Annotated in this window: 29 protein-coding genes; 8 read left to right on the forward strand and 21 right to left on the reverse strand. The window is 65.3% G+C overall.

Annotation, left to right across the window (positions count from 1 at the left end; all coding sequences use genetic code 11):
- Window positions 1-30: 30 nt before the first annotated feature.
- A complete protein-coding gene (locus N825_RS22670; RefSeq protein ID WP_157619489.1) occupies window positions 31-786 on the reverse strand; it encodes a hypothetical protein in 756 nt (251 codons plus the stop codon).
- Between the two features lie 139 nt (window positions 787-925).
- Here N825_RS22670 and N825_RS22675 point away from each other — a divergent pair, with 139 nt between their 5' ends.
- Window positions 926-1447: a hypothetical protein gene (locus N825_RS22675; RefSeq protein WP_157619490.1), complete on the forward strand. Its 522-nt coding sequence runs from the start codon at window positions 926-928 to the stop codon at window positions 1445-1447.
- Window positions 1448-1590: 143 nt separating this feature from the next.
- Here the strand turns inward: N825_RS22675 and N825_RS22680 are convergent, their stop codons facing one another.
- Together N825_RS22680 and N825_RS22685 are read right to left on the reverse strand one after the other, a co-directional pair.
- Window positions 1591-2439 carry a hypothetical protein gene (locus tag N825_RS22680; RefSeq protein WP_037457375.1) on the reverse strand — a complete coding sequence of 283 codons (849 nt, stop codon included), beginning with the start codon at window positions 2437-2439 and terminating at the stop codon, window positions 1591-1593.
- A 111-nt stretch (window positions 2440-2550) separates the two neighbouring features.
- Window positions 2551-3096, reverse strand: coding sequence for a DUF417 family protein (locus N825_RS22685; RefSeq protein ID WP_084164994.1), 546 nt, complete (start codon window positions 3094-3096; stop codon window positions 2551-2553).
- A gap of 84 nt (window positions 3097-3180) precedes the next feature.
- Between N825_RS22685 and N825_RS22690 the strand changes: the two genes are divergently transcribed.
- Entirely contained in the window at window positions 3181-3693 is a 513-nt protein-coding gene (locus N825_RS22690; RefSeq protein WP_051512782.1) for a MarR family winged helix-turn-helix transcriptional regulator, read from the forward strand.
- Window positions 3694-3815: 122 nt separating this feature from the next.
- On the opposite strand, the gene N825_RS22695 is transcribed toward N825_RS22690, so the two are convergent.
- Both N825_RS22695 and N825_RS22700 read right to left on the reverse strand, forming a co-directional pair.
- Window positions 3816-4127: a BrnA antitoxin family protein gene (locus N825_RS22695; protein WP_051512783.1), complete on the reverse strand. Its 312-nt coding sequence runs from the start codon at window positions 4125-4127 to the stop codon at window positions 3816-3818.
- Window positions 4075-4383 (reverse strand): BrnT family toxin, encoded by a 309-nt coding sequence (locus N825_RS22700; RefSeq protein WP_037457380.1) that lies wholly within the window; start codon window positions 4381-4383, stop codon window positions 4075-4077. Before N825_RS22700 ends, N825_RS22695 begins: the two co-directional genes overlap by 53 nt.
- Before the next feature lie 216 nt (window positions 4384-4599).
- On the opposite strand from N825_RS22700, the gene N825_RS22705 reads away from it, so the two are divergent.
- The 3 genes from N825_RS22705 (at window position 4600) to N825_RS22715 (ending at window position 6337) form a co-directional block, all read left to right on the forward strand.
- Window positions 4600-5520: a bestrophin family protein gene (locus N825_RS22705; RefSeq protein WP_037457382.1), complete on the forward strand. Its 921-nt coding sequence runs from the start codon at window positions 4600-4602 to the stop codon at window positions 5518-5520.
- A gap of 77 nt (window positions 5521-5597) precedes the next feature.
- Entirely contained in the window at window positions 5598-5810 is a 213-nt protein-coding gene (locus tag N825_RS22710) for a hypothetical protein (protein ID WP_037457384.1), read from the forward strand.
- A gap of 26 nt (window positions 5811-5836) precedes the next feature.
- Window positions 5837-6337, forward strand: a complete 501-nt coding sequence (locus tag N825_RS22715) for a CreA family protein (RefSeq protein ID WP_037457385.1) — start codon at window positions 5837-5839, stop codon at window positions 6335-6337.
- 70 nt (window positions 6338-6407) lie between these two features.
- Here N825_RS22715 and N825_RS22720 read toward each other — a convergent pair whose 3' ends face one another.
- The 6 genes from N825_RS22720 to N825_RS22745 all read right to left on the reverse strand — a co-directional run bounded on the left by N825_RS22720 (window position 6408) and on the right by N825_RS22745 (window position 12075).
- The gene (locus N825_RS22720; RefSeq protein ID WP_037457387.1) at window positions 6408-7499 is read right to left on the reverse strand and encodes an Ldh family oxidoreductase; all 1092 of its coding nucleotides are present in this window, start codon (window positions 7497-7499) and stop codon (window positions 6408-6410) included.
- A gap of 90 nt (window positions 7500-7589) precedes the next feature.
- Window positions 7590-8597 carry a zinc-dependent alcohol dehydrogenase family protein gene (locus tag N825_RS22725; protein WP_037457390.1) on the reverse strand — a complete coding sequence of 336 codons (1008 nt, stop codon included), beginning with the start codon at window positions 8595-8597 and terminating at the stop codon, window positions 7590-7592.
- Window positions 8598-8638: 41 nt separating this feature from the next.
- The gene (locus N825_RS22730) at window positions 8639-9697 is read right to left on the reverse strand and encodes an SDR family oxidoreductase (RefSeq protein ID WP_037457392.1); all 1059 of its coding nucleotides are present in this window, start codon (window positions 9695-9697) and stop codon (window positions 8639-8641) included.
- A 105-nt stretch (window positions 9698-9802) separates the two neighbouring features.
- Window positions 9803-10255 carry an RNA polymerase sigma factor region1.1 domain-containing protein gene (locus tag N825_RS22735; protein WP_037457394.1) on the reverse strand — a complete coding sequence of 151 codons (453 nt, stop codon included), beginning with the start codon at window positions 10253-10255 and terminating at the stop codon, window positions 9803-9805.
- Entirely contained in the window at window positions 10245-11060 is an 816-nt protein-coding gene (locus N825_RS22740) for a glycosyltransferase family A protein (RefSeq protein ID WP_037457396.1), read from the reverse strand. The genes N825_RS22735 and N825_RS22740 overlap by 11 nt, the downstream gene beginning before the upstream one ends.
- 4 nt (window positions 11061-11064) lie before the next feature.
- Window positions 11065-12075, reverse strand: a complete 1011-nt coding sequence (locus N825_RS22745; protein WP_084164984.1) for a glycosyltransferase family 2 protein — start codon at window positions 12073-12075, stop codon at window positions 11065-11067.
- Between the two features lie 150 nt (window positions 12076-12225).
- On the opposite strand from N825_RS22745, the gene N825_RS22750 reads away from it, so the two are divergent.
- The 3 genes from N825_RS22750 (at window position 12226) to N825_RS22760 (ending at window position 13978) form a co-directional block, all read left to right on the forward strand.
- On the forward strand, window positions 12226-12438 hold the full coding sequence (locus N825_RS22750; protein ID WP_037457398.1) for a ParD-like family protein: 213 nt from the start codon (window positions 12226-12228) through the stop codon (window positions 12436-12438).
- The gene (map, locus tag N825_RS22755) at window positions 12435-13211 is read left to right on the forward strand and encodes a type I methionyl aminopeptidase (RefSeq protein WP_037457401.1); all 777 of its coding nucleotides are present in this window, start codon (window positions 12435-12437) and stop codon (window positions 13209-13211) included. The genes N825_RS22750 and map overlap by 4 nt, the downstream gene beginning before the upstream one ends.
- Before the next feature lie 359 nt (window positions 13212-13570).
- Window positions 13571-13978 (forward strand): lipocalin-like domain-containing protein, encoded by a 408-nt coding sequence (locus N825_RS22760; RefSeq protein ID WP_051512785.1) that lies wholly within the window; start codon window positions 13571-13573, stop codon window positions 13976-13978.
- A gap of 34 nt (window positions 13979-14012) precedes the next feature.
- Here the strand turns inward: N825_RS22760 and N825_RS22765 are convergent, their stop codons facing one another.
- From N825_RS22765 to N825_RS22805, 10 genes are all read right to left on the reverse strand, one after another.
- Window positions 14013-15299: a RimK-like ATPgrasp N-terminal domain-containing protein gene (locus N825_RS22765; protein ID WP_051512786.1), complete on the reverse strand. Its 1287-nt coding sequence runs from the start codon at window positions 15297-15299 to the stop codon at window positions 14013-14015.
- A gap of 17 nt (window positions 15300-15316) precedes the next feature.
- Window positions 15317-15505 (reverse strand): hypothetical protein, encoded by a 189-nt coding sequence (locus N825_RS22770; RefSeq protein WP_037457404.1) that lies wholly within the window; start codon window positions 15503-15505, stop codon window positions 15317-15319.
- A gap of 4 nt (window positions 15506-15509) precedes the next feature.
- A complete protein-coding gene (locus N825_RS39080) occupies window positions 15510-15665 on the reverse strand; it encodes a hypothetical protein (protein WP_157619491.1) in 156 nt (51 codons plus the stop codon).
- The gene (locus tag N825_RS22775; protein WP_157619492.1) at window positions 15662-15949 is read right to left on the reverse strand and encodes a hypothetical protein; all 288 of its coding nucleotides are present in this window, start codon (window positions 15947-15949) and stop codon (window positions 15662-15664) included. Before N825_RS22775 ends, N825_RS39080 begins: the two co-directional genes overlap by 4 nt.
- Window positions 15950-16081: 132 nt before the next feature.
- Window positions 16082-17074, reverse strand: coding sequence for a D-2-hydroxyacid dehydrogenase (locus N825_RS22780; RefSeq protein WP_198038857.1), 993 nt, complete (start codon window positions 17072-17074; stop codon window positions 16082-16084).
- Complete coding sequence (locus tag N825_RS22785; protein WP_037457526.1) at window positions 17071-18234, reverse strand: mandelate racemase/muconate lactonizing enzyme family protein; 1164 nt, start codon at window positions 18232-18234, stop codon at window positions 17071-17073. The genes N825_RS22780 and N825_RS22785 overlap by 4 nt, the downstream gene beginning before the upstream one ends.
- 127 nt (window positions 18235-18361) lie before the next feature.
- Window positions 18362-19483, reverse strand: a complete 1122-nt coding sequence (locus N825_RS22790; protein ID WP_084164986.1) for a patatin-like phospholipase family protein — start codon at window positions 19481-19483, stop codon at window positions 18362-18364.
- A 52-nt stretch (window positions 19484-19535) separates the two neighbouring features.
- Window positions 19536-20276, reverse strand: a complete 741-nt coding sequence (locus tag N825_RS22795) for an acetoacetate decarboxylase (protein WP_037457409.1) — start codon at window positions 20274-20276, stop codon at window positions 19536-19538.
- A gap of 26 nt (window positions 20277-20302) precedes the next feature.
- Window positions 20303-20740 (reverse strand): CBS domain-containing protein, encoded by a 438-nt coding sequence (locus tag N825_RS22800; protein WP_037457410.1) that lies wholly within the window; start codon window positions 20738-20740, stop codon window positions 20303-20305.
- Window positions 20741-20775: 35 nt separating this feature from the next.
- Window positions 20776-21558 carry a 3-hydroxybutyrate dehydrogenase gene (locus N825_RS22805; RefSeq protein ID WP_037457413.1) on the reverse strand — a complete coding sequence of 261 codons (783 nt, stop codon included), beginning with the start codon at window positions 21556-21558 and terminating at the stop codon, window positions 20776-20778.
- Window positions 21559-21646: the final 88 nt, after the last annotated feature.

Consider the following 21646-nt stretch of genomic DNA (forward strand, 5'->3'; position numbering starts at 1 on the left):
CGCGTGGGTGCTGTCTTGGCCAAGTTTCAATCAGCCATTGCCATCCAGCAGATCGACCGCGCGGGCGTAGATGTCGTCATCGACCTTGCAGCCGATCCAGCCCTCGCCCCGCGGCGGCTGGGGACAGTGACTGGCTCCGACCTCCTGCGTCACGACGGCGTCGATCAGCGCCCTCAGGCGGTCCGGGTGTTTGATCTCCCCATTGGAGCCGAACAAGTCGAGGTCGTCGGTCGGCGCGAGGCCGACGGCGCGCGCAGCGCGGGTCGCCGTGACTGGAGCGTTCTTCTGGTTCTCGACGCAGCCGCCGCCGTCACGCCGCTCATTGGGTGGCAAGGATGGCGCGCCCGAGCAGTCCCCCGATGGCGAGTAGCGCTGCAGGATCTCCACCGCCGATTTCGCGCCGTGGCGGTCGTGATAGATCCTCATCAGTTCGATGAAGCCGCTGATCGAGTATGCCGGGTCGTCGAACCGGGCGAAGCCGTGCCGGTTGGCGCCTGTCTGTCCCGGCCATTCTCCCCTGATGTTTGGACCCTTGATGGCGACCCAGTTGTTGTTGCGGAGCGCGAAGGGAGCTTTGCCCGCTTCGAACCGCACGGGTCCGAACGCGTCCCCGTCCTGCCGCGCCAGTAGACCGCTGGCGGATTGTCCACCAGGAGTCTGGTCACCGGCGGTTGGTTGCCCCGCCTCCGGCATCGTGTCCCCCTGCTGTGCCAGGACGGGGCTGGCGGAGAAAAGCGTCAGGGCCATCAACGTCGCGTGGGTGATCCTGTTAGACGAACGTGCCATGTGATTCCCTTTAACAGGTGAGGCGAAAATGAGGATTCCTGGACGAGCACGACCCCAACAGAACATGCGGCGTGTCGGTTCCTGTTTGGAAAGAGAGCGTCCGAAATCCCTCCGGAAGGTCGGGCGAGGACGGTCGACCGTGTTGGCGGCACTGGCTTTCGTCGGAATACTGGCGGGAGGTGCGGCCAGCCCGAGCGCGGCGGAGTGTCCGGCCGGCAGCGCCGACTATAGGACGTACCAGGGGAACATCGTGTTCGAGCGCTTCGACGATCCCCACCTGGGAGCGACCGTCTGCTATCCCACCCGGGTCTTCCCCGCGATGAGCCCATCACGCGACGGCTTTCGTTTCACCTCGGACGACGGGTTGTCATGGTTCTCGATGTCTGGCGCTGGGATCGCGCCGGGAACATCGACCCGCGAAGTGATGGCCCTGACCAAACGGGATCTCATGGCCCGTTCGGCCTCGATCACGTACGAGCGCTCGAAGGGGGACTGGTTCGTGCTGAGCGGCCATGACGGTGATCGGATCTATTATCAGCGCACCGAGATCGACGGCGACCAGTCCGCGGCGAACACCCTGTTCATCAGCATTCCGGTGGAGCAGAAATCCTTCTACCAGGACATCATCGCGCGCATGTCCTGGTCGTTCCGGTCCCGCTGAGCGTGCGGACCGTCAATGGAACAGGATGGCGCGACATCCTGGGGAATGGGCCATCCAAGAGTGGAATGGCCATCCCAGAGTGTTTCCACAACGGTTCCCACCTGACTTGAGGATGCCTTAAACGGCGCATTCGTCGCCAAACGTCACGCCGCTCTCCTGTAGTCCTTGATCGCGTCCTCGGCGGTCCGCTCGATCTCGTCATGGTAGGCCCATCCCCCATGAGCGGCGGCCCAAGTGTTCACGGCTATCCACGGATCATGAAACACATCGCCCAGCACCTTCAAAGCGGCCGAGGGATAGGCGCCAAACGGGATGTGATAGAAGGGTCTGGCGTAGTCATGGCTGAGACTCGACCGTGTGGGTTCATCCTCCGTGCGCTGGATGATCCGCTCGACCAATTCCTCCAGAGACAGGGGCGGTAGGGACGCCGGGTCGGAGGCCAGCAGGGCCTTGAGGGCGTTGCCTGGCGCCAAACCGGGGGCCTTTGGACGGTTGAGCTTATTCTTGCGTGCCAGGAAATAGTACGCGACGGAGAAGTGCTGGGATGTGTTGATGAGAGCCTTCTCCGCGATCTTCTCGGAAACCGATACGCCGGAGCGCAACAACGCCTCGAGCCAGAGATAGTCTACATAGAATTTTTCAACCGCGACGGCCGCTTTCGCACCTATTTCCAGGCCGGTTTTTCTGTTCTCCTCATGGAAAGAGTCCATGATGGTCTTAAGTCTGGTCTTGTTCTCGAAAAGCTTGTGAATCCCGGTTTCCGACTGGGGATCGAGGCTACGGGCGGGCATATCCCTGTCGAGAATGATGTTCAGAAGCTTGGGTGTGTCCGGGTCGGTGCTCGAGTTGCCATCCAAGTCCCCCAGCTTTCCGTCGAGAACCTTCTCAATCACCGTCTCGAGTTCTTGAAGCGTGGCCATCTTGCGGCCATCGCCGAGGCGTGACGCCACCGTGTAGGTCTTGGGAAAGCGGGACCAGTTTTGGTTGGCCATGGATCACCCTCTCGAAAATCCCATCATAGTGGAAAACCGCTCCTCCGAAACCCCCTTGCGCCTGTCATGGGGCGGCACAGGCGAGGGAAGGGCACGGGCGGCGACGCCCGCCTATCCACGAACCGCGTGTCCGCCTGATCCAGGGTTGTGACCCCGCGAAAGGCTTGCGGCGCCCCCACCGAATACGAGGAGGCTGATGCCGAGGAGCGCCACGTCCTTGATCAGGAACTGCCCGGTGGCGTTGAGCCACGGGAAGCCACCCAGCGACCCCTCCCAGATCGGTAGCGCGAACATGGTGGAGGTGGTGACGGCGAAGGTCAACGAGCCAAGCGCGCCGGCGGCGACCCCCGCGAGCGCCGACCAGGGCGAGGCCACGAACAGCGCCGCGGTGATGATCTCGACGACACCGAGCAGATACGATGCCCCCGCCTCGCCGAAGACGGGATAAAGCCAAGCGAGCCAGGGCGTCCCACCGATGAGCGGCTTGAGCGCGTCGATCTCGACCTGTGTGAACTTCAGGATGCCGATCAGGAACAGCGGCAGGACGACACCAGCGAGAGCCACGGCGCGACCGGCGGATGCGGCCCGGTTGCGCGGGTCCGTCCGAGAGAGAAAGACATCCACGCCGAAGGCGGGACGAGTGGGATTGTTGGGCATGGGTTCCTCCAAAAAATTATATGCGTGAAGCATATAATATGATTTGAATATTGATGTCTATGCTTCGCGCATATAATTTACCTCATGACCCAAAATAGGACCGCCAACATCGTCGGCGCGCTCGCCCTGGCCATCACCGATGCCCTGCTCCGCGAGGCCCAGGCCGCAGCGCCGGAACCGGGGCCGGCGGCCGCCGCCATATCGCTGCTCGCCCATGATCCGGGCATGTCGATCGACCGGCTTAGGCGCGCGCTCGGGCTCTCGCACCCGGGCGCGGTGCGTCTGGTCGACCGTCTCGTGGCCGACGGGGTGGTGATCCGGGAGGCTTCCGAGCATGATCGTCGCGCGGTGGCGCTCAAACTGACCGAAGCGGGGAGACGGGCCTGCGCGACCATCCGGGCCGCGCGGCTGGACAGTCTCGAGCGGCTGCTCGACCGGCTCGACGCGGACGAGCGCGCCACTTTCGGCGCGCTGACCGAGAAGCTGCTGCGTGGGATCGTGGAGAACGTCGACCACGCCTATTCGGTCTGTCGTCTTTGCGACGAGGCCGTATGTGGGAACTGTCCTGTCGATGAGTTGCTGGATTCTCAGGCGTGACCAACCGCCATCAGCGGCTTTGCGTCAGTTCGCCGGCTCTTGGTCCGGAGCCACGGCGATCGAACTTTGTTGCCGATCCGTGAATGAGCGGATGCGGAGGATCCAACTGGCCCGAGGCACCGTCACCCCGCCTGCTTGGCGTGCTCCATGAAAGCGCGCAGCACGGCGTTCATGCGCGTCTGGTATCCGTCGCCCTGGCCCTTGAAGAACTCGATCACATCCTCGTCCAAGCGTAGCGTCAACTGCTTCTTGGCCGGCAACCGCTTCGCGGCCTCGGCGAACCAAGCAGCGTCCATGATCGGGGCGGCGTCGGGATCGTCCGCGACCGCTTGCGCTATCTCTTCATCGGTCAGGGCGTGGACCCGCTTCCAATCGCTCTGGTCAGGTCTTCGATCGGTCAGTGATCGCCTTGTGATATTCTGCTCGTTCGCCACGATCCGCACTCCTCGCTGAAATTATCCTGCGGGTCGAGCCCCGCCATGTGAACACCACCGCCAGCACTCTGCCGTTCAACTCCCCAAATGCTACGAACCTATCCTCACCATACTTTTGTCGAACGTCGGTGACCTCGATCACATGGCCGCTCCAGATTTCCATGGCCGCATTGAAGTCGATTCCATGCTTGGCGATATTACCGTTGTTCTTATTGTCATCCCACTCGAACATCGGCGCGGTTTCCTCAATCGGCATTCCGCACTACAATCGTAGCTACGAAACTTGAAAAGCTCAAGCGGGTTGATGGACGGCGTCGCGATCATCCATCCCCTCACCCCGCGCCACGCTCATACCACCTTGGCGCAGGCCATCGAAAGCGCCGCATCGCGTGGACGGGCACTCCCCACGCACCCCCGGACCGCACAAAACCATGGCGTCGCTGTTCCCTGAGACCGGAACAACGAGAGCGTCATGATCGTCCGAAAACGTCCATCGGCATTCGAGCTATTCTTCATCATGCGGGGCTCGATCGTCCCGCGCATCAAATGGCAGGTGTTCTGCACCATCGGGGTCGCGGCCTTGGTCACGATGGCGCACGGAACCCTGTTCGACCACAAGGTGACGCTGACGCCGATCCCGTTCAGCCTGATCGGTCTGGCGCTCGCCATCTTCCTGGGGTTCCGCAACACCGCGAGCTACGACCGCTGGTGGGAGGGGCGCAAGCTGTGGGGCGAGTTGGTGATCCGGACCCGCACGGTCGCGCGCCTGCTCACCACGCACGCCCGGCCCGCCGCGGAGGATGACGACCTCCCGCGCGTCATGGCGCGCCGGCTGATCGCGTTCACCTATTCGCTCAAGCACCACGTGCGCGGCACCACCGACGACGAGAGCGCCTCCTGGCTGACCGGGGTCGACGCCAAAGCCGTGGCATCCTCGGCCAACCCACCCGACCAAATCCTGCGCCTGCTCAGCCGCGATGTCGCCGCCCTCGCCGCCGCCGGCCGCCTCGACCCGATGATGGTGGCCCAGATGGAAGGCGACATCACCGCGCTGGCGGGGGTCCAGGCCGGGTGCGAACGCATCCGCCACACGCCGCTGCCTTTCTCCTACGCGCTGCTGCTGCACCGCACCGCCTACCTGTACTGCTTCGCGCTGCCGTTCGGTCTGGTCGACACCACGGGTTTCATGACGCCCTTCGTGGTCGGGCTGGTCTCCTACACGTTCTTCGGCCTCGACGCGATCGGCGACGAGATCGAGGAGCCGTTCGGCCTGCTGGCCAACGACCTGCCGCTCAACACGATATGCCGGCGCGTCGAGATCGACCTTCTGGAAGCCGTGGGCGAGACCGACCTTCCGGCCCCGCTCAAGCCGGTCGACTACTGCCTGATGTGACACCGGGGCCGTGACACGGTCTCGGGTGTTACTCATCCAACAGACCCAAGATCAACAAACCAAAGACGGAGGCCACCATGCCGATCAACAGCACCGAGGAATTCGAGAAGGCCATGCAGGAGTTCTCCCGGCTCACCGACGCGCCGGCGGATTCACCCGACGCGCGCCGCCGGGACGAGTTGGACGCCGAGATCAAGGCCTACTACGCCACCCGCGGAGGCGACGGTGATAGCGCCAGCGGCGGCGGCGAGCAGGTCGGCGGTGGCAGCGGAATGCCGGGCCGGTACTGAGGCCGCGCATGGAGAAGAGGAAGAGAATGCCGCGCAACGCCCTCGCGCTCGCGGCCGCCCTGACAGCGGCCTTGGCGACATCCGCACCGATTTCCGCCTCGGCCGAGGAGGTTGGCAAGATCGGGACCGACTGGACCGGCAACGACATCGTCATCGAGGCCATCAGCGATCCCGAAATCCAGGGCGTCACCTGCCACATGACCTATTTCAGCCGAGGGCTGATCGACCGGCTGCGGCAGGGAGACTGGTTCCAGGATCCGTCAAACTCATCGATCGCCTGCCGCCAAACCGGGCCGATCGTCATCGGAGAGATCGACACCGACAAGAATGGCGACGAGATCTTCAGCGAGCGCCAAAGCCTGATCTTCAAATCACTGGTCGTGCGTCGAATCTACGACAAGAAGAACAACTCGCTCGTCTACGTCTCCTATTCGCGGCAGATCAAGGAGGGTAGCGCCAAGATGGCCGTCTCGACCATCCCGCTGTTCGACGAACAGGTCTCCTGGACCAACGGAAAGCCCGATTAGGCTCGAGATCGGAGCCGGATTGGAACCCAAGGGGGAATGACGCCGCGGCGTCATTCCCCAACCCGCACCCTCACTCCTCGTGGAACGACTGGGAAACCGGAACGGGTGCTGTCAGATCGAACTCGCCGCCCAACTCCTGGAGCGCCGCCCAGGTCACCGGGTCGATCGGCACGCCGTTGGCCTCGCGGTCGGCGATGGCTTCCCGCTCCGGATCGCCCGGCGCCATGACGCGCGTGCCGGGGTGGGCCGGCTGGCTCCGCAAGTCCTTCAGGAAGGCCGCGACGCTGTCGTTGAAGCCATCGAGCGGCTGGAACAGCTCCGGCTTCAGGATCAGGAAGAAGTGCCCGAGGGGGCAGGGCGTGCTGAAATCCGGGCCGCCGAACGGCATCAGCGTGGCGCCATGGCCCATGCCGGCGAAGGCCGAACACAGCAGATCGACCATGCAGGCGAGCCCGGCCCCCTTGTGGCCGAACATCAAGCCGCCCAGCGGCAGCAGCGCCTGCGCCGCGTGCGCGTCGGTGGTCATCTCGCCGTCGGCGTCGACGGCGACCTCGGGCGGCAGGGGAGCGCCGGTGGCGCGGCGCAGGAACACCCGGTTCAGGGGCACGCTGCTGGTCGCCATGTCCAGCAGCAGCGGCTGCTCACCCACGACCGGCACCGCGAAGCTGATTGGATTGGTGCCGTAGAACGCCTTGGTGCCCCCATGGGGAACCACGATGCTGTCGGTGTTGGTCATCCCGATCGCGGTGTAGCCGTTCTCGGCCGCCACGATGGTGTAGCAGCCGGTGGCGCCGTGGTGCGACGAGTTGCGGACCGTCACCGCCGCGATGCCCGTGGCGTCGGCCATCGCCATGCCTTCCTCGATCGCGCGGTAGCTGGCCGGATGGCCGAACCCGTTGTCGGCGTCCAGGTGGCCGATCGCCGGAGCGGACTTGGTGAAGCCGAGATTTGGGCTCCGGTTGATCCGCCCGCCCTTCAGCGTCCGCATGTAGTGGGGCAGCAGCCGCACGCCATGGGTGTCGAATCCGCGAGCGGACGCGTCCACCACGGCGCGCGACACCGCCGCAGCGCTGGGATCGTCGGCTCCGGCGCGGGACAGCAGTTGAACGATGAAGGAGCCCAGCTCGGGCGCGCGGAGCCGGTAATCGGCGAATTTTTCCATTGGGGAGCGTCTCCATCCCGTCGGTTTGTTGTCGCTTCTGGTATTACCAGATTTCCAGGGGATGGAAACTCCGAACCGTCGGAACCCGCCTCAATACTCGAGGCAGATCTTCCCGAAGTGCCCACCCGATTCCTGGAGCCGGAACGCGTCGGCGATCTCTCCAAGACCAAAGCTCTTGTCGATCACCGGCCGCACCCCGGTGGCGTCCAGCGCCCGCACCAGTTCGGTCTGATGTCGCCGGCTGCCGACGATCAGGCCTTGCAGGCGCGCCTGCTTGGCCATCAGCGCCGCCGTCGGGATCTCGCCGGACCTGCCGGTCAGGACGCCGATCAGCGAGATGTGCCCACCGACCCGCACGGCCGTGATCGACTGCGCCAGCGTTCCGGGACCGCCGACCTCGACCACGTGATCGACGCCGCGCCCGCCGGTCCAGTCGCGCACCAGCCCACCCCAGTCCTGGTGGCTCCTGTAGTTGATGGTGTGGTCGGCGCCCAGGGCCCTCACCCGCTCCAGCTTCTCGTCGGATGACGAGGTGGCGACGACCTTGGCGCCCATCATCTTGGCGAACTGGAGCGCGAAGACCGACACGCCGCCGGTGCCCAGCACCAGCACGGTGTCGCCCGCCTTCAAGCCGCCATCCACCACCAGCGCCCGCCACGCGGTCAGCCCAGCCGTCGTCAGCGTCGCCGCCTCGGCGTGGCTGTAACCCTTGGGCGAGCGCGTGAACCAACTGGCGGGGCGCGTGACGCCTTCGCGAGCGTAGCCGTCGATCCCGTCGCCCGGCACCCGCTTGAAGTCGCCGGCCGTGGCGGGACCATCCTGCCAATCTGGGAAAAAGCAGGAAATGACGTGGTCTCCCACCGCGAACTCGGTGACGCCGTCGCCGACATCGTCGACCACACCGGCGCCATCGGACATCGGTATCCGCCCGTCCGCCGTCGGTATCCCGCCGCTGACGACGCCGTAATCATGATAGTTCAGGGAGCTGGCGCGCAGCCTGACCCGGATCTCGCCGGGGCCGGGAACGCCGGGATCGCGCATGTCGACCGCTTCCAGCTTGTCGAGCCCGCCGGGTTGGCGCAGGACGATACCCTTCATGTCAGTCTCCTGGTCATTGTATTGGTTTTTCGTGTCGGATCTCAGGACAGCGGCGGAATGATCCGGTCGGCGCGCAACTGGCGGAACAGGCCGTCGAACATGTCCTCCGTGTCGATGCAGGCCTGGAAGCCGGCCTGACGCGCCTTGATCGTGCTGCTGATGTTGTCGAAGCCGCTGTTGAAGATGAAATCGCCGAATTGCCACGAGGCGATCCTCTCGTAGGCGATCGGCTGGAGCCCGTATTTTTCGGTCATGCGTTCCCACAGCGGCCCTTTGTCCGTCATGTAGGTCGCGAGCGGCGTTGGCACCGGGTCGGCGCAGTCCATGTCGAACATCCGCGCGATCCTCGGCCACATGTGCCGCCAGCGGAAATAGTCGCCGTTGGTGATGTTGAAGATCCCGTTCCCAGCCGCCGGGGTCTGGCCGGCCCAGTCGGCGGCCTCCGCCAGGATGTCGGCGGATGTCACCTGATAGAGCGCCCGATAGGCCGCCTCGGTGCCGGGGAAGCGGAGTGGGATGCCAAGCTCCTTGGAGATCGCGGCGTAGACGGCGATCACCATGGACAGGTTCATCGGATTGCCGACCGCGAAACCGCAGACCGCCTCCGGCCGCAGGGCGGTGAACGACCAATCCTTGCCACGCTGGCGCTCGCGCAGCAGGTCCTCCTGGTCGTAGTAGAAGTTCGGCGGCATCAGGCGCGGATCGTCCTCGCGCGCGGGCGTCTTGAACGGCCCCAGATCGGCGCCATAGGCTTTGCCGCCCTGGTAGAAGGTGATGTGCCGAAGCCCCGGTGAGGTCACCTCCGCCACGTCCAGCAAGTTGCGCAGGATCAGGGTGTTCAGCTCGCTCTTCTCGGCCGCCGTCGCCTTCTCGATATAGGCGCCGAAGACGATGTGGGTGACGTCGCGGACGCCACCCAGCGCCTCCCGGACCTGGTCGGCGCGCGTCAGGTCCACCGAGATGGCCTCGACGCCATCTATCGATGGCTCGACGCGGCGCGACAGGCCGTATACCTGGGTATCCGGCTGACCGGCGAGACGAAGGGCGGCCGCCCGTCCGATCACGCCATGCGAGCCGGCAACGATGATTTTGCGTTGCATGCTGATCCTCTCGCGGTTTCCACCCAGTCTCGACCAGACGGGGCGGGAACAAGTCAAACCGGCGCTGACGGCCCGGAGTTCCTGACCGCAAGCATATCAGCAGGGCTAAAGCAGCAGCACGGCGGCCAGGATCACCAGCAGCACGGCGGCGGCCAGCACGATCAGGACACGGTGGGACGGCAGGGCCTCGCCGGCACCGGGTTCGATGACGGCGGCGTCCTCTCCGACCGATCGGGACGGTGGGGAGCCGTGCTGGCCGCTCTCGACCGGAACCGCGGGGCGGATCGGGACGACCCGCTGGTTACCCTCGTCCTCGATGTCCGGCAGCGGGAAATCGGGCGTGTCCAACGGTTCGCCGCCTAACCGCCGACTGGGCGTCAGGATGTCGTCGATCTCGACCGACACACCCGCCCGCTCCAATTGCTCCAGCGCCTTGGCGAGCTCGACATCGCTCATATGATCGACCGGCAGCACCTGATTGACCTGATCGATCGTGACGAACCCCCGCTCGCGGCCCATGTCGGCCAAGCGCTGGATGATCTTGCCGTCAACCGCCATGGGGAACCCTCCGCCGGGACACGGCGGCGATCCGCTCCAGATCCAGCCCAAACCGCGCCGCCGCCGCCGCGTTCATCGCCTCGCCCTCCGTCGCGACGCCATCGGAGAAGCTCCGGCGCCAGTCGGCGAAGGGACCATGTGTCTCGGAATGGTTCTGCGAGGTGTTGACCAAATAGGTCCCGGCCACCGCGGGAAACGCCAGTTCCGCGCCCCGCTCGCGCGCCGTCTCGATCCATAGATGGTGTTCGTGCAGCACGGGATAGGGGTCGCGGCGGAACGGATCGGGGTCTTCCGGCCGCAGATTGGCGATCACACTCGACCCGCAGACCCGGTGGAACTCCTGGTCGAACACCTTGGGGTGGGGCAGGGGCACGCTCCGCAGGGTGGCGAGGTCGGTGGCGAAGCCGGACGTGATGACGGCGCCGACATGGCGCGGCTGGATCACCCGCCGCGCGGTCTCGACCAGCCGGACATCGACCCAGTCGTCGGCGTCGACGAACATCAGCAAGCCACCGCCGTGTCGCAGGACGAAGTCGTTGATCGCGTGCTTCTTGCGCCCGCTGTCCAGGTTGTCCGACCGCTGCCCGCCCGCTGACCAATCCGCCGCCAGGAAGCCGACGCGGGGATCGTCGGGAAGTCCGCGCGGCCGGTCGTGCCCGGCGATGACAACCGTGAAGTCCCCGTCGGTCTGCGCCAGGATCGAGGCCAGGGTCAGGCCCAGCAGATCCTCGACCAGCGCCCAGTCTCCCGCCAGGGCTCGCGGCATCAGCGGAACGCCGAAGGTGAAAGGAGGATGCGGGGCCATGGGCTCAGCCCTCCGCGCCGGCGGGAACCACCGGCCGACGCGGCTCCAGCAGGGCCGTCACATGCGCTCCATAAAGGTGAAGGCAACGCTCGTGCCGCCGCCGGACCTCCGGATCGTCCAGCAGTTTCGCCATCACCGCGCGGGCCCGCGCCAGCTTGGGCAGGATCGTCGTGTCGGTTTCGTCGTTCTTGTTGAACGCGTTCCAGTTCCAATCGAGATCCCAACCGTCGACGATGCCATTGCCGCGGGCGTGCTTGACCAGATAGTCCTCCCGTGACCGCGTGTTGTAGTGATTGACCTGCGCCAGTTCCCACGACACCAGATCCGGCTCCGACTGAAGGAAGTCGTCGCGCGACTCATCGTGGAAATAGGCCGGCAAGGGAGATCCCGCGCCGTTGACGTAGCGAAGCTCCGCCGCTCGTCCGTCGCGGGGATAGCGCGGCTGATGCGGCATCAGCTTGCACCAATAGGCGTCGATCCGGGTGAACAGCGTCTTGAACGACAGGTTGACCGCGTCCTGCAGGACGGACGCCCTGGTGAACCGCTCGCACACCGGCTCGCGGCTCCACCCGGCATGCCCGGAATCACCGAAGATCCGCCAGTTCAGCAGGAAAGCCGTGGCGTCCGGAACGGCGTCCAGCAGATCGGTCACCCGGCCGCAGCCGACATGGATGTTCAGGAACTCGTCCGTGTCCAGCACCATGGCCCAATCGGCTCGCCCACCGATATCCAGCTCCTGGGCTTTCCGGTACGCCACCAGCTGTGGCTTCTCCCCCGGCGGCACCTCGCTCCTGACATGGGTGATCACTCCCATCTCGTGGAGCCGGTCCAGCAACAGCGGGGATTCGTCGATGCAATCATTGGTGCAGATCACGACGTCGGTGAAGCCGATCGACAGATGGTAGGCCAGCCACTCCAGGATATATGGCCCCTCGTTCCTCATGGTGCAGACGAGGAGGATCACCCGGTCATCGGCACCTTGATTGTCAGCGCTTAGACCATTGAAAAGACTCATGCGCGGGCGGCCCTGTTCCGTTCTTCGCTACCGCCGGTCAACAGATCGTCGTCGGGCTTGTTGCATCCCGGCCTTTTCCCGCAAAGCCCCTTGGCAATCCCGCGACACGCGTATATACGTTTCATATATGAATCGTATCAGGAGATTCCGATGGGCATCGTGAACATAGATGATGATCTGCATGATCAACTGCGCAGGGCGAGCAAGGTATCCTGCCGGTCGATCAACGCGCAGGCCGCCTACTGGATCAAGGTTGGCATGTTGTGCGAGATGAACCCGACCCTCGGCTTTACCGAGATCATCAGGCGCGAGTTTGGTTCCGCCGGCGTCGCGGTTCAGGAACTGGCGGTGGGTGAGGCATGACCAAGCAGCCCCGGGAATTGGCGTTGCTCGCCGAATCCGGCCGGCTGCTGGCGTCGGTGTTCGAGCTGCTGGATCGAACCCCGCTCGCCGGGATGTCGACGCTTCAGATAGACGAGATGGTCGAGCGGTTCATCGTCTATGACCTACAGGCCCGGCCAGCGAGCAAGGGCCAATATGGCTATGGTTTCGTGCTGAATTCCTCGGTGAACGATGTCGTCTGCCACGGCGTCCCGTCGCGATCGGTCGTTCTGCGGGACGGCGACATCGTCAATCTCGACATCACGCTGGAGAAGAACGGCTATATCGCGGATTCCAGCAAGACCTATCTCGTCGGCGAGGTTGATCCCGCCGCCAAGCGGCTGGTCGAGACCACCTACGAAGCCTTGTGGATGGGCATCCGGGCGGTCCGTCCGGGTGCCAGGCTCGGGGACATCGGCTGGGCGATCGAACGGCATGCCAAGCGGAACGGCTATTCCGTGGTGCGCGAGTATTGCGGGCACGGCATTGGCCGCCAGATGCACGAGGAACCGCAGGTTCCGCATTTCGGCAAGCCGGGGACTGGCATGACCCTCCGCGAGGGCATGGTCTTCACGATCGAACCGATGCTCAACCGGGGCCGGCGGAATGTCAGATCCGAGGATGACGGCTGGACCGTCGTGACGAGGGACGGTTCGCTGTCCGCGCAATTCGAGCACACCGTCGCCGTCATGGCGTCCGGCGTCTTGGTGCTGACGCTGCGTCCGGATGAGATGGGCATGATGGCCAAGATGTGAATTCGGGCTCTGCGGGTTTCGAATCATGCCCTAACCGCGGTTACGGAATAACGTTGAGCCCTCAAATACCCGGAGGTTCGAACCCGCGCGATCTCTCTACCAAGGATCGCGGACGCCAACGACATACCCGTCCACGCGATCGAGGAAGGTCCCATGCAGGGCGATGATCGAACTTCATTTCCATCCGTCAGCCGCCGCGACTTCCTTGGCGGACCGTAGGTGGTTGATATGTCGGCGCACTCCTTGCCGAACATGAATGCGTTGATCGACAGAGCCTTGGCGAAGAAGTCGGGGTGTGGGACGAAACATGAAGGAGCATCATCATGAACAGGTTCGCAAGCGCTCTATTCGCGCTGGGAATGGCCGCGACGATGGCGTCCGGCGCCGCCTCGGCGCAAGGTGCCAATAAAGTCGCCGGGACTTGGCGGATGGTTTCCGCGCAGATCGATCCCCAGGGCTCCAATACGCCCGCCTATGGGCCGGACCCGCACGGATGGCTCGTCTTCACGGAGGATCTGACCTTTGTGGAGGTTCTCACCGATCCCCGCGTGCCCAGGTTCGCCTCCAATGTCCGGGGTGAGGGTACGGATGCGGAAAACCGCGCGGCCATGGCCGGCGGCATCGGCTTCTTCGGCCGGTATACCGTCGATGAGCGGGGCGAATTCAGTGGCAACCGGGTCGAAGGTTCGACGTTTCCGAACTGGGTGGGAAGTGTCCGCACCACCGATGATCTGAAGATGGTTGTCGACGGCGACCGGATGATCTAGACGTTCCGTCGTCCGGAAGGCACCGACATAACGATCATCTGGGAACGTGTCCGCTAGCCATTGGGGTGATCAGGCGCGACGTACCCCGCTCCACGAACGCCGGCCGCGGGGGATGTCGCGGCGGCGTGTTGGCTGGCGGGGGCACGCTCCGCCGCGCCGCGACGCGTCTGGCGAACTCTCCCAGCACCATCCGGTAGAGGGCGTCGCCCAGCATCGCGTCCTCCAGGCCCTCGTCGATGTTGGGATTGTCGTTGACCTCGATGACCAGCGCTCCCCGTGGGGTTTCCTTGATGTCCACGCCGTAGAGGCCATCGCCGATCGTTCGGGCCGCCTGGACGGCCGCGTCCACCACTGGCGCTGGAACGTTGGGCAGCGCCACGGCCTCGGTGGCGCCTTCCTCGGAGGTGCCGTTCGGCGCGTGGCGGAAGATCTGCCAATGTCCTCGCGCCATGCGATAGCGGCAGGCGAACAACGGCCGGCCCGCCAGGATGGCGATCCGCCAGTCGAATTCGGTCTGGACATATTCCTGGGCCACGATCAGGCGGGATGAGCGCAGCAGCGTCGCCCCGATCGCCGCCAGTTCGTCCGCGTTCATGGCCTTGAAGACGCCCAGGCTGCTGCAACCATCCGGCGATTTGAGCACCAGCGGATAGCCCATTTCCGTCGCGGCCGCCGTCAAACCCCCGCCGTCGATCACGCGGGTGCGGGGCGTGGCGACGCCATGCCGCCGCAGGATCTCGGCCAGGAACACCTTGTTGCAGCACCGGAGGATCGATCGCGGATCGTCCATCACGGGCATTCCAGCTATCCGCGCCGCCGTCGCGTAACGGAAGCTGGGGTGAACCACGCTCGTCGTCTCGCGAATGAACAGCGCGTCGAACCGGGTCAGCCACGCCCTGTCATCGTGACGGATCAGGTCGACCGCGATGTTCATGTCGGAGCCTACCCGCCGAAAGCGCTCCAGCGTTTGGCGGCGCGACGGTGGGTGCGGGTCGCCGGGATCGTGCAGGATGGCGAGGCGGGCCTCGCCAAGCTCCCGCGCCGGAGTGATGGCGGGTCTGTCGCCGGAGTGGGACATTCCGGACACGTCCCGCGCGACGCGGTTCAAGGTTGGGAGAACCCTGTGTCCGCGCGCTTCCCCCAGCAGGGAACAGTAATAGCGGCTCGACAAATAGCCTCCCTGGCAAAGATTCACGATCAGGCCGTCGGCGGGGCAAAGGGAGGGTTCGGCGACATAGCGATCGAAAGGGAGGACGCGCGTGGTGCCGTTGGCGAGGATGGCGTCAGCCTCGCGCTCGACCACGAAGGTCGTATGGGGCATGGTTGGGATTCCCGAAGTCAATCTTGGGATAGGATTTCGCCGCCGCGATCGGATCCGGCGACGGAGGCCGACGCCAGGAACAAGTTCGGCAGGCGCTGGGCCGTCGCCCAGCCGCGAACTCCCACCAGGGAGACCAGAACGATCGACGCCAGGGACAAACCCGCGATCATCGCGATGATCGCGCCGCTTCTTGGGTGGAAAGTCATGGCGTCATACCCCACCCAACCATCGTGAGCCGTACGCGGCCGCCAGGATGAACAGGATGGCGAGGGCGAAGCGGAAGAGGATGAGCCGGGCACGCTCGACCTCCGGCCGCGATCCGCGCGGCGCATTGAGGGGTGGCCTGTTCGCGGAACCCTTGGTCATGATGCCGCGAGCCTTTTCCCGCCGTGAGGATCCTGGGCACATGGCGCCCATGCCGGCTTCTTGACGATTCCCTGGGCCCGGAGATACGAGGGCATCAGCCTTTCCTGAACGTCCTCCGGCAGATCATCGCCGAAGGTTTCCAGTATTTCCTCGCGGGCTTTCCGCAGGGCGTCGGCCATCTCGAGGATGGGCAGGTCCTCCAGCCGGCGCGGGGCGGTTGGCGGGATGGGCGGCGTGATCATCGGAACGAGCCGGTCGACACAGCGTCGAAGCAGGCCATGCATGGGGTCCTCCTGGGTGGACTTGGCTTGTCACCGGAGGGAATGATCCCATGTGGTCGCGTTAATTTGGATATGGAAGGTTGTAAAATCCGCGCATTGGGCGCGTAAGGGAAACATAAGGACGCGAGGGGCCCGTCAGTAGCCGCGATCCTCCCGAACGACGTTGCGGAGCGGCAGGCCCTCGGCGGCGCGGCGGAGGTTGTCGGCCAGGATCGCGAGGCAGCGGTCGATGTAGCTGGTCGGATCGTCGGCCGAGACGTGCGGCACCACCATCAGGTTCGGCACGTCCCACCAGCGGGCGGAGGCGGGCAGGGGCTCGCGCTCGAACACGTCCAGGATGGCGCCGGAAACGTGCCCCCTCTCCAGCGCGTCGGCGAGGGCGTCATAATCCATCACGGCGGCGCGCGACAGGTTGACCACCCCGGCCCCCGGCTTCAACGCCGCCAGTTCCGCGGCGCCGATGACGCCGCGCGTCCGGTCCGTCAGGGGGCAGGTGACGACCAGGAAGTCGGCCTTCGGCAACACCTCGCCCAGCCGCTCGGGGGTCACCATGTGATCGACATGGGGGTGCGACCCGCCGCCGCGCCGTACGCCCAGCACCTCGATCCCGAGCAGCCGCGCCTTCTCCGCCACGGCTCCGCCCAGGGCACCGACGCCGTGGATCAGGACCCGCTTGCCGGCGATCGGGCCATTCAGGTGACGGTGCCAGACATGGGCCCGCTGGTTGGTGGCGAACAGCGGGATGCGGTCGTTCAGCATCAGCAGGGCCATCAGGCCGAACTCGCCGACCTTGGCGGCGTGGACGCCGCTGCTGTTGGTCAGCACCGCCCCCGCCGGCAGCCAGTCCAGCGGCAGATAGGGCTCGACCCCCGCGCTTGTGCAGTGGACCAAGCGCAGGTTGGGCGCGTTGGCCGACAGCAGCGCCGTGTCGATCTTGCCACCCATGAAGAGGGTGGCGCGGCGCAGGGCCTCCAGGTCGCGCTGGTCGTCGAACCGGACCGTGACCTCCACCTCGGGTCCCAAGGCGTCCCGCACCGCCGTCTCGCCGATCAGATAGGCGGGATCGCGGCCCCGCGCATTCTCGACATAAAGCCGCGCGCCGCCCTCCAACCAAGCCGCCCGCGTCACTTGCCAATCCGGGAATGCAGGTGCGGCGCCACGCGCTCCTCGACCAACTCGACGCCGTAGCCCGGCCGATCCGGAATATCGACCCTGCCGCCGCGCACTCGCGTCTCGACAGCGTCGTCCACCAGGGCGAAGTGCTCCGGAACGCGGAACGGGTAAAGCTCCTGGATCAGGAAGTTCGGGATGCAGGCGTCCAGATGAAGCGCCACGGCGCTGGCGACCGGCCCGGCGCAGACATGGGGCGCCACCCGCATGCTGTAGGCTTCCGCCATGGCGGCGATCTTCTTGGCCTCCATGATGCCGCCGGTGGTCCCGATATCCGGCTGGATGATGGCGGCGGCGTGCTTCTCGAACACGGGACGGAAGCCGTAGCGGGTGTACAGCCGCTCGCCCACCGCGATCGACACGTCCAGCTTGTCAGACACCATCTTCAGCGCGTCGATGTCGGAAGGATCGACCGGCTCCTCCAGGAACAGCAGGTCGAACTCCTCCAGCCTGCGGCCGACCTGGATGATCGCGTCGGGGGTCAGCTCGGCGCTCATGTCCACCATCAGGTCGACATCCGGCCCAACCGCGTCGCGCACCGCCTTGACCTGCGCCACCGCGCGCTCGGTCACCGACCGGTCGAACTCCCGGCGCGAGACGTGGGAGAAGATGCCGTTGGCGTGGTCGGGGATCGGCCGGCCGAGCGGATAGAACTTCAGCGCGTCGTAGCCCTTCTCGACCACCGCCGCCGCGGCGCGCGCCAGTTCGACCGGCGTCGTCGCCCGGAACGACCAGCCATTGGCGTAGGTCCTGACGTCGTCGCGGAACTTGCCGCCCAGCAGCTGATAGACGGGGACGTTCAGGGCGCGGCCCTTGATGTCCCACAGCGCCTGCTCGATCGCGCTGATCGCCGCGAAGACGATCGGGCCGCCGCCCTTGGCCCAGAAGGTGTGGTCGTAGAGATCGCTCCAGATCGCCTCGATGCGCGACGCGTCACGGCCCAGCACCAGCTTCTCGATGAACTCGCCGATCAGGGTGGCTGCGGCGTTGGCGCCGGAGCCATAGGCCAGGGCCGCCTCGCCCAGGCCATGGATGCCCTCGTCGGTCCTGAGTCTCAGGATGACCGGATTCCTGCCATCGATCAGGGGGCTGTAGATCTCCGCGCCGGTGACTTTCATCTTCCACACTCGCCAGGTTGTTTAACCCGGCGAGCCTAGGGATTGGACGGGTGCGCGTCCAATACCACTCCGTTACAGGGCTATGCCGGGATGCATAGCCCCCCTGGTGGTCCGATCTGGTCGGGTCTCACCGGCGGTCGGTTTCCATGGGTGGGGCCAGCACCGGACCGCCCGGCCCCGAGGAGGCGTCCGGATCCGAGGCCGGGGCCGCCGTCAGGAAGATGCCGCGCAGATCGATGCTCGACCGCTCTCCGATATGGCTCCAATTCCCCCTCAGCCAAGCGTCGGCGGTCGCCTGGCCCAGCGCCTTGAGGTGCAGCAGGAAGTCCCACTCGGCGTTCATCTTGCTGGTGGCGCCCAGCGCGCTCAAGTTCTCCTCGTCGCCGATCATGTGGACCCGCATGTTCTTCAGGCGCTTCGCCTCGGTGTCCTTCAGCGTGTCGCGCTCGATCAGCCGCTGGACGAAAGCGATGGCCCGCATCTCCGCCATCAGCGAGGCGTTGAAGCTGATCTCGTTGACCCGGTTCATGATCTCGACCGTCGTGCGCGGCGTGCCCTTGCGCTCCAAGGGGTTGATCTGGACGACCGCGATGTCGCGGCTGTCGCAGTGGTAGATCAGCGGCCAGATCACCGGGTTGCCCATGTAGCCGCCATCCCAATATGGCACGCCCTCGATCTCGATCGCCTGGAAGGTGAAGGGCAGGCAGGCCGAGGCCAGAAGCACGTCGCGGGTGATCTCGTGCCGCCAGAACACCCGCGCCCGCCCGGTCTCCACATTGGTCGCGGCGATGAACAGCTTGATGCTGTCGCAGCCCTGGATGTCCTTCTCGTCGATCAGTTCGGTCAGCACGGTGCGCAGCGGATTGACGCCCAGCGGATTGCTCTGGTAGGGCGACAGCAAGTGGGAGAACCATTCCAGCAAGCCGATCCCGGCGTTGTGGTCCAGGTTCCACCGTCCCAACAGGCGGTCGGCCAGGCTGCGCCGGATCGGATTGAATTGCGACAGTTCCGATGTTCGGCGCCAGAACTGGTCCAGCGTCGCCTTCGCTTCCGCCCGTCCTCCCCGTGTCCAACCCTGCGCCAGGGCCGCCGCGTTCATGGCGCCGGCACTGGTGCCGCTCACGCCTTCGATGACGAGGTGTCGCTCGTCCAACAGCCGGTCCAGGACACCCCAGGTGAAGGCGCCATGGCTGCCCCCGCCCTGGAGCGCCAGGTTGACCGTCTTGGTTCCTTGGCCATTGGCCTTCATGCCGCTCGCTCCATCACGCCTCGCCGGCGGGCGTTACCGTCGGACTGTTCCATCAGGCGAGATAATCATACGCGACCTCGCCATAGGGCAAGGTCATGTCGGCCAGCAGATGGCTGCCACAGATCACCTTCCGCACCGGAAAATCCGCGACCGGCGCGTTGACGTGGGGGATCAGGTGCAGCCGGGCCGGGCCCCGCCAAGCTCCCTTGACCGTGATGTCGGTCATGGCGAAGCGGACCAGTTGGGCTATCTTGGTCCGCCCGTCGACGTCGGGGATCAGCTTCAGGCACACCTGCGTCTTGCCGATCGCCTTGTGGGCGGCGTCGAGGCTGTCGGCCATGGGCTCGTGCTTGTACGCCATGGTGCCCAGCGCCACCCGCTCCCCGGCGTACCGCAGGGTGCCGGTCAGGGTGTCCGTGGCCAGCACGAGCTTGGCCTCGGCGTGCTTCTTGGGAAAGCCCCAGATCTCGCGGCCGCTGGCGATCGGGGATTCGTCGTCCAGGTACATCTGCACCGGGAAGTTGACCGCTTCCCCGTCCAGCAGGCACGGAATCACCGTTCCCGTCTCGGTGTAGTCGCCAAAGCCGGAGCTGTCCGGCATCCGCATCCATTCATAGTTCACGATGTCACCGGCGGGGACCAGTGGCTCGGGGACGGCGGCGCGGATGGCGTCGGGGTCGCTGTGATAGCTTATGATCATGTATTCCCGGTTGATGAACCGGTAGGGACCCCGCGGGTAACTTGGGCTTATGGCGGGCATCGAGGCGGTCGCGATGATCTCGTCGCGCGTCATGGCGTTCTCCGGAAAAGGGATCTGGCTCAGGAGAAGACCGCCCGACAGACGTCGGCACGCGACACGGTGCCGACCAGCTTGCCATTCTCCACCACCGGCAGGCGCCGGATGTCGCGTGACGCCATCAGGGTCGCCGCCTTGTGCAGGTTGTCGGCGGGTGTCAGGACCAGCGGGTGCCGGATCATGATGGTCTCGATCGGCTGGTTCGCCATCTCATGGCCCTTCTCCTCGAAGATGCTGTAGCTGTCCTCCAGGTGGCCGCCGGCCTCCAGCACCTCGGTCAGCTGGGGCAGCATGGCCCGCATCATGTCGCCCTCGCTCAGCACGCCCAGGAAGTTGTTGTCGTCATCGACCACCGCGATGTCGCTGGCGCTCGACATCCCCAGGATGTCGGCGGCTTGGCGAAGGGTCGATCCGGCCCGGATGCGCGTGGCGTTGATGCTCATGATCTCACGGATCAGCATGTCTTGGTTCTCCTGGTTTCTTCCGGAAGCGTCGACTATTGGGCGGTCCAGGCGCCGTCCACCGGCAGCGCGATTCCCGTCATCGTCGCGGCGGCGTCGCCGCACAGGAAGACCGCGAGCGCGCCGAGATGGGCCGGCGTGGTGAATTCCAGCAGCGGCTGCTTCTCCGCCAGCAGGTCGTGCTTCGCCTGCTCCTCGGAGATGCCGGACTGTTTGGCGTTGGCCGCGATCTGCTTTTCGACCAGCGGCGTCAGCACCCAGCCGGGGCAGATCGCGTTGACGGTGACGCCGGTGTTGGCCGCCTCGATCGCCGCGACCTTGGTCATCCCGACGACGCCATGCTTGGCGGCGACATAGGCGACCTTGTTTGGGCTGGCCACCAGGCCGTGGGCCGAGGCGATGTTGATGATCCGGCCCCAGCCTCGGCTTTTCATGCCCGGCAGCGCCGCCTTCATGGCGTGGAAGGTTGCCGACATGTTGATCGCGATGATCGCGTCCCACTTGTCGTCGGGGAACTCGTCGATCGAGGCGGTGAACTGGATACCGGCGTTGTTGACCAGCACGTCGACCGATCCCAGGGCCGCCTCCGCCTCTGCGATCATGGTCCGGATCTCGGCCGGCTTCGACATATCGGCGCCGGAATAATGTGTCTTGATCCCGAAACGGCCCTGGAGGTCGGTGGAAATCCGCTCGATCTCGGCGGGATCGCCGAAACCGTTCAGGATGATGCCGCACCCCGCCTCCGCCAGCGCCGTGGCGATGCCCAATCCGATCCCGCTGGTGGAACCGGTGACGAGGGCGTTCTTACCTTTCAACATTTCAAGGCTCTCTTCCTGGAAGTGAACGAAGTGGCGGGACGCGAGGTCCCACTTGCCCGACACGCTATTCCTCAAAGAGACTTTGGTG

This window comes from Skermanella stibiiresistens SB22 (assembly GCF_000576635.1).
GTDB lineage: Bacteria > Pseudomonadota > Alphaproteobacteria > Azospirillales > Azospirillaceae > Skermanella > Skermanella stibiiresistens.